Source organism: Desulfuromonas sp. TF (assembly GCF_000472285.1).
In the GTDB taxonomy this organism is placed as follows: Bacteria; Desulfobacterota; Desulfuromonadia; order Desulfuromonadales; family ATBO01; genus ATBO01.
Genome location: NZ_KI421425.1, coordinates 69516 through 81561, shown reverse-complemented (window position 1 = coordinate 81561; position 12046 = coordinate 69516). Strand labels below are relative to the sequence as shown.

The window sequence follows — 12046 nt, the reverse complement described above, 5'->3', positions numbered from 1 at the left end:
GTTGTACCGCGGCGCTTCTCTCTTCTGAGGTGATTGCCCCGGGGGAGAATGGAGAAGTCGGTACCACATTTGATTCCGCCAGGGAGAAAAGGTGGTACACACCTTCCGGTTTCAGAACGCCGGGGATGCTCCCCTCAATATCGAAAAGGTCCGCACCTCCTGCGGTTGTACCGCGGCGCTTCTCTCTTCTGAGGTGATTGCCCCGGGGGAGAATGGAGAAGTCGGTACCACATTTGATTCCGTCCGTTTCCGGGGTGACGTGATCAAGACCATCTACTTGTATACGGACGATCCGCTGAAGCCGGTGATCCAGCTCTTTCTTCGCGGAAGTGTCAAGCCCGAAATCGTGCAGGATCCCGAGCGGGTTGAACTGGGTCTCCTGCAGCCGGAGGTGGAGAAGGAGGTCCGTGTCACCCTGACCAACCAGGGAGAAAAAGAAATCACGTTCCCTTCGATCCAGGTGACAGCTCCCGAGCTCCAGGCGGAACTTTCCTCCGATGTTCTGCTGCCGGGCAAAGCCGTTCAGATCCTCATCAAGGCTACGCCCCGGGAAGGGAAAACACGTCTGAGCGGTTATGTCATCGTCAAGACAAGCAGCTCCCATGTTCCCGAGTTGCGCATCCCCGTCTATGGATCGGTGACGGCCCTTCCCGGGGGCTGAGGACTCCCGTGCCCTCCGGCGCTTCCGCAGGCCTCGGCTCCTGCCCGAGGCCTGTTTTTTTCAGTGGGGCCGAAGTGCCTCGAGATAGTCCAGAATGCGGCATTCAAGTCTCGCCCCCGTAAGCTCGTTCATTTCCCTCAGGCAGGAAGGGCTGGTGATGTTGACTTCCAGGATCTTTTCGCCGACGATGTCCACCCCCGCCAGGTGAATTCCCTCACGGACAAGCCACCGGCCGATGCGGCCACAGATGGCGCGGTCTCCTTCGGTCAGTTCGCAGGCGGCACAGGTCCCGCCGGCGTTGACGTTGGAGCGGAAATCCCCCGATGCCGGTATCCTTCTGATCCAGCCGAGAATTTCACCGCCGAGAAGCAGAACTCGTTTGTCGCCTTCGGCAATCTGGGGCAGAAACATCTGTCCCTGAACGTATCGTTCGCCATCCCCCGTCGATTCGCTGAAGCGGGCGAGAGGCTTCGGTTCATCGCGGGTGAGGGTGATGACTCCATGGCCGCTGCAATCCTCCAGCGGTTTGACCACCATGCGGCCCGCCTTTTCCAGAAAGGCGGCAAGCACATTCGGGTTGCGTGTCACAACGGTTTCCGGCATCAGGTCGGGAAAATGGCAAGGTATCAGCTTTTCACAGTGGTTCCGCAAGGCCCGGGAGGGATTGACCTGCAGCACTCTCGCCGGCAGCCGATCGAGAAGATAGGTGGCATGAAGGTAAACCTCGTTGACCGGAGGGTCCTTTCGCATGTAAAGGATGTCGCTTGCGCCGAGGGCAAAATCAACGGAACTTTCGGTTTCGAACAACTCCTTGCCAGGGATGAATTTTACGGCTTGTACCCTGGCCCGCGGTTCACTATTTTCGAGGCGCAGATCTGCCAGCGTGCAGAAAAAAACGCGGTGGCCGCGATTGATGCTTTCTCGCATGAGAGCCAGCGAGGTATCCGTGGGCGGGTCGAGGCGATCAGGAGGGTCGATGATGAAGACCGATGTCAGGACGGACATGGGCACTTTTCCAATTAAAAGTTGAAAGGAAGCTGTAAGCGTTTATAATTTGCAACGATATTTTTGAATTGTATAATGCCGGGCCGATTTCGGCAATGGATGATGGTACAGTCAGGTAAACAAGGAGGTACGATGGAAAATGAACCGGTCTCGCCGCACCGCCGGCGCTTCTTTTTGACCAGCATTCTCGGCGGGTTGGGAGTGGTTTTTGCGGTTGCCGCCGGCTGGCCGGTCTGGCAGTTCCTGTCGCCGCAAAAGGGTGCAGGCGAAAAGGAAAAGGTATCCATTCCTCGTGCCCGGATCGATGTCGGCGGCGCTCATTTCTTCCAATTCCGCGGACATCCGGCCGTTCTGGTGCAAAATGCACCGGGTGAATTCCTCGCCTTCTCCGCCGTATGTACCCATCTCGGGTGCATCGTTCAGTGGCTTCCGGAAAAGCAGGAGTTTCTCTGTCCCTGTCATGCCGGAATCTTTTCCCGGGAGGGCAAGGTCCTGGCTGGTCCGCCGCCGAAGCCGCTTCCTTCTTTCCCGGTCGCTCTTTCCGACGACCAGGTTCTGGTCGGATAGGGAGGGTACGCCATGGCATGGAAAAAGCGCATCGTCGATTTCGTGGACGTCCGGCTGGGAATCAGGGACATCCTTCAGAAGAACCTCACCGAATATCTCCTTCCCCGCAATATCAACGTCTGGTATACACTGGGCGCCGTTCTCATGGCGCTGTTCGCCATCCAGTTCGTCACGGGCATCCTGCTGCTGATCTACTATATCCCCAATACCGACGAAGCCTTCAACAGCGTGCAGATTATCATGAACGAGGTCCCCTCCGGCTGGCTGATCCGATATCTGCATGCGGTCGGAGCCAACATCATTGTTCTGGCTCTCCTTCTTCATATGCTGTCGGTATTGTTCATGTCCGCGCACAAGCGTCCCCGGGAATTAACCTGGGTGGCCGGATTCCTGATCCTACTCCTTTCCTTCGGGATGTGCCTTACGGGATATCTCCTCCCCTGGAGCCAGCTATCCTTCTGGGCGACCACGGTGGCCACGGAAAGCTCGGCCGAGATCCCAATGGTCGGCGACGCAGTCGTCCGTTTTCTCCGGGGCGGGGCCATGGTCGGGCAGCCGACTCTTGGGCGATTCTTCGCCCTGCATGTCATGGGATTTCCCCTGATCTTCGGGCTGCTCCTTATATTCCACCTCTTCTGCGTCCGCCGTGCCGGGGTTTCCCGTCCTCCTTTCGGACCGGAATACGAACCGCGCGGACCGCTGACCGAGTTCTGGCATGAACACCATAAAGGGGGAATCCCCTTCTTTCCCAATTACGTCGTCAAGGATGTGGCCGTCATTTCATTCTTCATGGCCCTTCTTTTGGCGGTGATCTTCTTCGCTCCAGGTCTTTTCTTCCCCCCCGCCGCCTTCGAACCGGCCGATCCCTTTGTCACGCCTCCGGGCATCAAGCCCGAATGGTATTTTCTCTGGTCTTATCAGACCCTGAAGATTTTTCCGAGCGAAGTCCTGGGTGTGGCGGTGCAGGGTTTGGCTGTGACATTTCTGATGCTGCTGCCTTTCTTTGACAGGAGCCCCGAGCGGCGGCCCTCCAAACGTCCGGTCTTCATTGCCTGTTATGTCCTCGGCATCCTTCTTTTCGTCGGGCTATCGGTCTGGGGGCACTATTCATGATGAAATCATCGGTGAAAATTGCAGGAGCCCTGTTCTTTCTCATTGTCTGTCTGATCGCTGCGCCGGGATTCGTCCGGGCGCAGGAGACCGTCTGTATCGAGTGCCACAAGGCGCAGCCCGGGCGCCTCGGCGAACCGGTGGAAGCGTGGCGAAGCAGCATCCACGCCGCCAACGGGGTCTCCTGCCACGGCTGCCACGGCGGAGACCCCACCGATTTCGCCATGGCCATGAGTCCCGAACGGGGATTTGTCGGGGTTCCTGCCAAGGAGGAAATTCCTGATTTCTGCGGCCGCTGCCATGTCGGCGTCCAGGAGGATTACCTGAACAGCGCCCACGGCCAGGCTCTGGATGCGGGCGGTCCCCAGTGCGTCACCTGTCACGGCAACCATGCCGTGCAGAAAGCGACCCAGGAGCTGATCAATCAGCAGGACTGCACCCGCTGCCATGAGTACGGAAGGGCCGAGGAGATCAAGACCGCCGTAACGGAAACGGACCGGATGATCACTTCTTTGGGCGACGACCTGAATTCGCTCCATCGACTCGGCATCGCCACCAAGGAGATGGAAGATCGGCTTTTTTCCTTGCGCAACCAGTTCCACCGGGTGTTTCACACCGTTGAGGTCGAAAAAGTCCGTCAGGTCACGGGAGGTATCCAGCAGGAGCTGACGCAGGTGCGAAGTACAGTTGATGAAATCGGGGAAACCCTGCAGCAGCGCAAGTTTTATGGCGGCATTGCGGTGCTTCTGCTACTGGCGATCTCAATCGTGGCAAGCCTGCTCCGCAAGACCTACCATGAAGAAGAGAACAGGAAGGGATGAACTTTAAAGGCAAAAGGTATATATAAAATGAATCTGAAAGGCCTGCGGCATTGCAGGCCCTTTTTCAGCTCGATTGCAAAATGGGAAATCACCTCTTTTATCCGGTTCTCTAACTTGCAACGCGTAGTCCGACATATAGATTCTTTCAACGGTTGCAATTTCGGCAAGTTATGATTAGATTTTAAATTATGTTTTCCGGAAGAAGGATTTTATAATGCCGATGCCGAATGAATCTGTGATTCTCCTTTCCCCGGAAAGTGCTTCACTTCTGGAAATTCTTCTGTCTTCCGCCATCTTCATTCTGCTGACCTTTGTCGGATTCGTCATCGGCGGAGCTGTCGTTGCCTTTGTCCTGCCGGCCTACGGGGGCAGGAAGTTCCAGCGGTTCGGGCTGGATCTCTTGTCGAAGGTCACCGTGAATTTCCCTGTGGCCATTCTCGTGGTGCTTGTTGCCGCCATCAGCTTGTATTGCGTCGAACTCCTCTACGATCCAGGTCTTCTGAACGCCGTGTTCTGGGGTGGGATACTGTTTCTGCTCTTCTTCGGGCTGGCCGTTCTGGCTCTGTCCCGACGTATCGCCCTTTCCAGGGGGATGATTTCACAGGGGAATGCCATTCTGGCCGCGGCTGGAATCCTTCCGGTTCTGGCTTCCATGTTTTTTCTAGTCTCCGCGGCGGCCCTGCTGATCATGCCGGAAAAGTGGCCGTTCGCGGCCGGCAATTGGGGCCTTATTCTCTCATGGAATGGCGTGGCCGGATTCCTGGAGTTCGCCGCTCTTTCCCTGGCCGTTACCGGGGCCGGTGTTCTGGCGATGGATATCCGTTCAGAAAAAAAAGGATTGCAGGATCTGGCGCGGAAAACAGGAACGGTTCTGGTCGCCGCCGCTCTGCTGATCTGGCCCGTCCCGCTCATTTTTGATCTTCTGACCCTGCCGGAAATGGCCCTGTCGCCGGGCGTTTTCATCCTCGCGGGCATCAGCCTGATCCTGGCCATGGTCGCCTGCCTGCAGCTTCTGGCGCCTTCCGGTGAAGGGAAGACACGACGCGCCGCCCCGGTGATCGCTGTTCTCTCTCTTTTTTTAATTCACGTTCTCGCTGATTGCGTGGCCAGGGAAAATATCCTGATCGAGCCGGTCCTTCTCTCCCGTACCCTGAGCGTCGCCCCTGCGCAAGCCGGAGAGAAGGCTGCGCCTGCATCGGCCGGAGAAAAGGCAGAACCCGCTTCGGCGGGCAAAGGGGTTTTCGAGCAGCACTGCACCGCCTGCCATCGCTTTGACAGGCGCGTGGTCGGACCTCCTCTGAACGAAGTGGTTCCCAAGTACCGGGGAGACATCGAGGCCCTGAAGAATTTTATCAGCAACCCTGTGAAAAAGAATCCCGATTACCCCGCCATGCCCAAGCTGGCGCTCACGGAAGAGGAGATCGCCGCGGTCGCCGCGTATCTTTTGGAGCAGACCGCGTCCGAAAACGGCGGCTGACAAGGATCTGGAGATTAGGAGTGCCAAAAATTCTTTTCAAACTAGCCCTTGTGGGATATTTCGGCCTTTTTCTGCTCTTGGCGGCGGCGCTGGCGTTCTATTGGGAGTACTGGCAAAAATCGCCTGAGCAGCCGATCGCCTTTCCCCACACGGTTCATGCTGGTCAGCTGGAGCTTCCCTGCACGTTCTGTCACGAGAATGCGGCACGGTCCCCCCGGGCGGGGGTGCCGTCTATTCGGAAGTGCATGTCCTGCCACCAGACGGTCGCCGTCGACAATCCGGAAGTGAAGAAGCTGCGTCGATATCATCAGGAGGAGGAACCGATCGCCTGGGTCCGCCTGCACAACCTGCCGGAGCACGTCTACTTCACCCATAAACGGCACATCAAGTTCGGCCTCGACTGCTCCGACTGCCACGGAGAAGTGCGGAAGATGGAAAAGATGCAACGGGTCCGCTCGCTGGAAATGGGATGGTGCGTGACATGCCACCGGTCCTTGAAGGCCCCGACCGACTGCGCCACGTGTCATAGGTAAAGGTAAAAGGTAAAAGGGCGGGGATGCCAAGTGCCAAGTGACAAGTGACTGAGATTTCAACAGGAGATGAATTCATGCATTTTGCCTTGCATATAAAAACGATGGCCTTGTGCCTCGGGCATCGGGACTGACGCCATGGAGCGGCGTGAATTTCTGCACCTGCTCGGCCTCTTTTCCGGCACGACTCTTCTTTCCGCCTGCGGGCCGGAGAGCGGGCAGAACAAGCTGATCTCCTATCTGGTGCCGCCGGACGAAGGGGTGACCCCCGGCGAGGCTCTCTGGTATCCGGCCACCTGCACCGAGTGTCCGGCAGGCTGCGGTCTGCAGGCCCGTGTCCGGGAGGGGCGGCCGGTGAAGGTGGAGGGGATTCCGGAGCATCCGATCAGCGGCGGCGGTCTCTGTGTCCGCGGGCAGGCCTCCCTGTGGCGCCTCTACCATCCCCAGCGCCTCAGAAGCCCGATGCTGCGCGATGCGCAGGGGGAATTCAATCCGATCTCCTGGGAAGAAGCCTTCGAGCGGATCGGGAAGGCCCTGGCCGAAAGCCGGAAAGAGGAAAAGCGCAGCGTCTATCTCTCCGGCCGCACCACAGGTTCCCTGTCGGAGCAGATCGACCGGTTTTGCGCCGATCTGGACATCGAGCGCCTTCCCGAATTCGAGATCTTCGGACATGCCGCCCTGCGCAAGGCCTATGGCCTGCTGTTTCAGCAGGATGAGCTGCCCCATTATCGCATCGCCTCGGCCGACTTTCTGCTTACCCTCGGCGCCGACCTGCTGGAGACTTTTGTCAGCCCCGTCGATTTTGCCGGGCAGTTTGCGGCCCGCAAGGGGAAGAAGGAGTTTCGCTGGGTACATGCCGAACCCCACATCTCCCTCACCGGGGTCAATGCCGACGAACGTCTGGTCCTCGCCCCCGGCAGCGAGCCGTATCTCCTTCTTTGGCTGATTCGGACTCTGAACAATGAAAACGCCCTCCGGCGTCCCCTTTCCCCGGCGATCCGCTCGGCCTTGCCGGAGCTCTCCACCGCTGAGGCGGCGCGCCGCACGGGGCTGCCCGAGGAGCGACTGGAGAGCCTTCAAAGATCCATCCGGAAGGCAAAGACGCCTCTGGTGCTGGCCGGAGGAGTGTCCACCACCGCTGAGGAGGGATTGGCGACGGCTCTGCTCGCCGGGCTCCTGCAGTGGGGGTGCGGGGCCATCGGCGAGACGGTCGACTTTTCCTGCAGCGAAAACTACTCGGGTGTCGGTTCCATGCTGACGCTGAAGAGACTCGCCGAAAGGCTGGAGGAAGGGGAGATCGGAGTTCTATTCGTCTCCCGCGCCAACCCGGCCTTTCATGCTCCGCCCGCCCTGGCCCTTGCAGAAAGACTCCGGGGCGCCGCATTGCGGGTGGGAATCACCGATTTACTCGACGAGACGACCCGCGAATTCGATCTGCTTCTCCCCCCCTCGCACTCCCTCGAATCGTGGGGGGACGCCGAGCCGCGGCGGGGGGTGCGGACCCTGATCCGCCCGGCGATCAGCCCGCTGCACGATACCCGCAGCGAGGGCGACATCCTGCTTGGGCTGCGCCGCGCCGGCGGGAAGGGTGGCTTGTCGGAAAACTATCAAGCCTGGCTGTTCGAGCGCTGGCGCGGCCGCTACAGCGTGCGGGATCTGGGGCATTTTGCCGACCGGGGCTTCCTGGAAGAGGAGGTGCCGCCGGTCGAAATCAGCCTTGGCGAAGAGGCAGTCGGGGTCCTGCGGCAGTGGAAGCCGACCGAAGGAAGCGATCCGTCCTCCGTCCTGGTGGTGGCTCCCTCCATCCGCCGTTACGACGGGCGCAGCCGTCCGCTGCAGCTTCTCGGAGAAGTTCCCGATCCGCTCACCACCGTCTCCTACGGCGAGTGGGTTTCCATCTCGGCCAAGGATGCCCGCAGATTGGGGCTGAAGGAGGGAGGAGGCATCCGCCTTGACGCCGGGGAATGGTCGATGGCGCTGCCGGCGAAAATCCAGCCAGGGCTGGCGGAGGGGGTGTACGTCATTCAGAGGGATCTGCTGAAGACGGCGCCTCCCGGTTTCGACCCGGAAACCGGAGAGGCCTCAAGCCGGCTGATGGTCCGAGTGGAAAAGAGCGCGGAACACACGCAAATCGCCGCTCTTTCCGGATCGCTCTCGCAAAAGGGGCGGGGAATCGTCCCCGATCCCGTGCACCGCAAGGAGGAACACAAGCGCGCCAGCCTCTATCCCGAGCATGAGCACCCCGAGCACCGCTGGGCCATGGCCATCGACCTCTCGCTCTGCACCGGCTGCGGCGCCTGCGCCGCGGCCTGTTACGTGGAGAACAATGTGCCGCTGACCGGCCGGGACGAGCACCTGCGCGGCCGCGAGATGTCCTGGCTGCGCATCGAGCCTTTCTACGACGACGCTGGACGCCCCGAGTTTGTCCCCATGCTCTGCCAGCACTGCCATTACGCCCCCTGCGAGCCGGTCTGCCCCGTCTATGCCGCCTATCACAATCCGGAAGGGCTCAACGTCCAGGTGTACAACCGCTGCGTGGGCACCCGCTACTGCTCCAATAACTGCCCCTACAAGGTGCGCCGCTTTAACTGGTGGACGCACAAACCGGAAAAGCCACTCGATCTCATGCGGAATCCTGATCTCTCCGTCCGCTCCAAGGGGGTGATGGAAAAATGCACTTTCTGCATCCAGCGGATCAGGGCGGCCAAGGACCACGCCAAGGACGAAGGGCGGGCGGTCAAGGACGGAGAAGTCGTCACCGCCTGTGCCCAGAGCTGTCCTACCGGGGCCATCGTTTTCGGTGATCTGCTCGACAAAAATTCCCGCGTCTCCCGGCTGACCGAGTCGGAGCGGGTCCACCGCGTCTTCGAGGAGCTGGGGACGGAGCCGTCCGTCTATTATCTTGGAAGGAGCGGGCAGGGCGAGGCGGCGCCTGAGGCCGACGACAAAGGGACCAAAAACCATGGATAAGGGGACGATCGAAACAACGGCGGCGCCGGCGATCGAGACCGACGTCCTGGCGGCGATGAGCCGGCCGAGCTTGCCGTACCTGGCGGCTGTCGCGGTCTGCGCTCTGCTCTTTCTGGGAGGGCTGACCCTGTGGGGATATCAGCTCGCTCGTGGACTGGGGGTGGCCGGTATCACTCATCCGGTGGGATGGGGCGTCTACATCACCAACTTCGTCTTCTGGGTCGGCATCGCCCACTCCGGAACCCTGATTTCGGCCGTTCTCTTTCTCTTCCGGGCACGCTTTCGCACCAGTTTCAACCGGTCCGCCGAGGCGATGACCGTCTTCGCCCTCATGGTGGCCGGGCTCTTTCCCCTCATTCACCTCGGCCGGGTCTATATCTTCTACTATCTTCTTCCCTATCCGAGCCAGCGCCTGATCTGGCCCAATTTTCGCTCGCCCCTCGTCTGGGACGTCTTTGCCGTCACCACCTACATGATCGTCAGCCTGGTCTTTTTCTATGTCGGCATGGTTCCGGACCTCGCCATCGCCCGAAGGCGTTTCGCGGGAATCCGCAAGAAGATCTACAGCTTCTTCTCTCTGGGCTGGCAGGGGAACCAGCGGCAGTGGCGACATTACGCGCAGCTCTACCTCTTCCTGGCCGCCTTCGCCACCCCGCTGGTCGCCTCGGTTCACTCCATCGTCTCCTGGGACTTCGCCGTCAGCATCATCCCCGGCTGGCATACCACCATCTTCGCCCCCTACTTCGTCGCCGGGGCAATCTTCTCCGGGACCGCCATGGTCATCACCCTGATGGTCCCCATGCGCCGGATGCTGCACCTGAAGCACTACATCACCGACGACCATTTCGAGGCGATCGCCAAGATTCTCCTCTTCACCTCCCTCATCGTCACTTTCGCCTACATCGTCGAACACGGCCTTTCTTTCTACGGGCACAGCCCCTTCGAGCACGACCAGTATCTGTACCGGGTCTTAGGAGATTACTGGGTGCTCTTCGGAATCATGATCCTCTGCAACTCCCTGCTTCCCCTGACCCTTTTCGTACGCCGGCTGCGGCGCAACATCGTCTGGCTGTTCGTCCTCTCCATCCTGGTCAACATCGGCATGTGGGTGGAGCGCTTCGTGATCATCGTCGCATCCCTGGCCAACGACTTCGACCCCTACGCCTGGGGCATCTATAGGCCGTCTTTCGTGGAGATCGGCATCACCGCCGGCTCCTTCGGGCTTTTCTTTCTCCTCTTCCTCCTCTTCGTCAAGCTCATTCCGGTCCTCGCCATAACCGAGATCAAGGAGCATTCGTGACGGCGCCGCAATTCGAATTCGACAGCCGGGAGCCTTTCCTGGCTAAACTCCGGGAGCTGCTCGACGCCGGAGTCCCCCGGGAGGATCTCCGGGTGCGGACCCCCTACCACGTCCCTGAGGCCGATGAGCTACTTTACCGGCGACCGGGGCGGCTGCGCTATTTCCCTCTGTTCGGGGGCCTTGCCGGGTTCGGCGGGGGGATGACTCTGACCATCTACTCGGTTCTCAGCTGGCCGATCATCGTCGGCGGCAAGCCGATCGTCTCGGTTCCCCCCTTCCTGCTTATCTCCTACCTGATGGTCATTCTTTTCGGATCCCTCAGCGCCTTCGCCGGGTTTCTTCTTCTGGCGCGGCTGCCGGGCTCCGGAGCTTTCGGTCTGGGGGATGAATTTTCCGATCGCTTCGTCATCGTCGTCGAGAAGGAGGACAGCCCATGACCACGGTACAGATGAGCCGGGGCACCTACCCCATCTTCGTGGCGGTGCTGGTCATTTCCATCGCCTTTTTCGAATACAGCGGCGTGGTAGAGGAGCAAGGGGCGCTGCTGATCACCCTGACCTTCTGGACGGCACTTCTTCAGGGAGCGGTTGCAGCCGCGGCTGTCGCCGATTTGACCAACTCCCGCTGGATAGGCTCCCTGCGGCGGGAGCTTCTGTCCGCTTACCCGCTGCTTCTCGTGCCACCCCTTCTTTTCCTGCTGCTGGCGCCTCTGATCGGTGTCTACCCCTGGACCGAGGCCCCAGGAAAGTGGCTGAACGCGACCTTTTTCCTTCTGCGAAACCTGGCGCTCCTTCTGGCCGTGTACGGCACCGGCCGTCTTTACGCCCGGCGCTCTCTGAGGGGTGATCCGCAAACGCCCCGCTACGCCGTCATCTATCTCTTCGCCTTCGTCACCTGCCAGACCCTGGTCGCCTTCGACTGGGTCATGTCTCTGGAATACCCGTGGATCAGCTCCCTTCTGGGCGCTTTTTACTTCGTCGAGGCCCTGTATGCTGGCCTTGCGCTGGCGGGACTGGTTTTTCTCTTCCGTTCCGGCTCGCCGGACCGTGACACCCCATCCGGGAAACACCTCGAGGACATCGGCCTGCTCCTCTTCGGCTTCAGCATCCTGTGGGCGGGGCTCTTCTTCGCCCAGTATCTGCTTCTGTGGTACGGCAACCTCCCCGAAGAGGTGCAGTTCATCGTCGAGCGCATCACCGTCTCTCCCTTCCGCGAACTCGGGGTGGCCTTTCTCCTCGCCAACTTCGGGGCTCCCTTCCTGCTTCTTCTCAGCCGGCGCGCCAAGCGCAGCAGCACGATGGTGGGGATCGCGGCCGCAGCGGTGCTGTCGGGAATCTTCGCGGAGAGGATGTTCTTCATCCTCCCCGTCGTCCCCATGTCCGTCGGCGTGCTCCTGGTGGAAAACTTCCTCCTTCTGGCCTTCTGGATGCTGACCGTCCACAGCCGGGAGGAGCTTCTGGCGGTTAAGCCGGAAATCTCGGGAGAGTAGGGAGAAAAGGTCGGGAGGGAAAGAATCGGTGGGTGTTCAGGTCGTCGGGTATGATGTCTAAAGAGGTCAAGTTTGCCGTTGCATTACCGCTTCGGATGAGGTATATAAGGCGTCCA

Annotated in this window: 10 protein-coding genes and 1 pseudogene; 10 read left to right on the top strand and 1 reads right to left on the bottom strand. The window is 60.0% G+C overall.

The window, feature by feature from the left end; genetic code table 11:
- Positions 1-88: 88 nt before the first annotated feature.
- Positions 89-661, top strand: a pseudogene (locus DTF_RS24355) (DUF1573 domain-containing protein); the annotation flags it as partial.
- Positions 662-721: 60 nt separating this feature from the next.
- Here the strand turns inward: DTF_RS24355 and gshB are convergent.
- Positions 722-1666 (bottom strand): glutathione synthase, encoded by a 945-nt coding sequence (gshB, locus tag DTF_RS0118015; RefSeq protein ID WP_035058023.1) that lies wholly within the window; start codon positions 1664-1666, stop codon positions 722-724.
- A 132-nt stretch (positions 1667-1798) separates the two neighbouring features.
- Here gshB and DTF_RS0118010 point away from each other — a divergent pair, with 132 nt between their 5' ends.
- The 9 genes from DTF_RS0118010 (at position 1799) to DTF_RS0117970 (ending at position 11930) form a co-directional block, all read left to right on the top strand.
- Positions 1799-2233 carry a ubiquinol-cytochrome c reductase iron-sulfur subunit gene (locus tag DTF_RS0118010; RefSeq protein ID WP_027716455.1) on the top strand — a complete coding sequence of 145 codons (435 nt, stop codon included), beginning with the start codon at positions 1799-1801 and terminating at the stop codon, positions 2231-2233.
- 12 nt (positions 2234-2245) lie between these two features.
- On the top strand, positions 2246-3346 hold the full coding sequence (locus tag DTF_RS0118005; protein WP_027716454.1) for a cytochrome bc complex cytochrome b subunit: 1101 nt from the start codon (positions 2246-2248) through the stop codon (positions 3344-3346).
- Positions 3343-4164, top strand: coding sequence for a cytochrome c (locus DTF_RS0118000; protein WP_035058021.1), 822 nt, complete (start codon positions 3343-3345; stop codon positions 4162-4164). The genes DTF_RS0118005 and DTF_RS0118000 overlap by 4 nt, the downstream gene beginning before the upstream one ends.
- Positions 4165-4378: 214 nt before the next feature.
- Positions 4379-5641: a c-type cytochrome gene (locus DTF_RS0117995; RefSeq protein WP_027716452.1), complete on the top strand. Its 1263-nt coding sequence runs from the start codon at positions 4379-4381 to the stop codon at positions 5639-5641.
- 20 nt (positions 5642-5661) lie between these two features.
- On the top strand, positions 5662-6174 hold the full coding sequence (locus DTF_RS0117990; RefSeq protein WP_051361449.1) for a cytochrome c3 family protein: 513 nt from the start codon (positions 5662-5664) through the stop codon (positions 6172-6174).
- Between the two features lie 135 nt (positions 6175-6309).
- Positions 6310-9141 carry a 4Fe-4S dicluster domain-containing protein gene (locus DTF_RS27700; RefSeq protein WP_027716450.1) on the top strand — a complete coding sequence of 944 codons (2832 nt, stop codon included), beginning with the start codon at positions 6310-6312 and terminating at the stop codon, positions 9139-9141.
- Positions 9134-10441: an NrfD/PsrC family molybdoenzyme membrane anchor subunit gene (gene nrfD / locus DTF_RS0117980; protein ID WP_051361448.1), complete on the top strand. Its 1308-nt coding sequence runs from the start codon at positions 9134-9136 to the stop codon at positions 10439-10441. Before DTF_RS27700 ends, nrfD begins: the two co-directional genes overlap by 8 nt.
- Complete coding sequence (locus DTF_RS25775; RefSeq protein WP_051361447.1) at positions 10438-10878, top strand: quinol:electron acceptor oxidoreductase subunit ActD; 441 nt, start codon at positions 10438-10440, stop codon at positions 10876-10878. Before nrfD ends, DTF_RS25775 begins: the two co-directional genes overlap by 4 nt.
- Positions 10875-11930, top strand: coding sequence for a hypothetical protein (locus tag DTF_RS0117970; RefSeq protein WP_027716448.1), 1056 nt, complete (start codon positions 10875-10877; stop codon positions 11928-11930). Before DTF_RS25775 ends, DTF_RS0117970 begins: the two co-directional genes overlap by 4 nt.
- Positions 11931-12046: the final 116 nt, after the last annotated feature.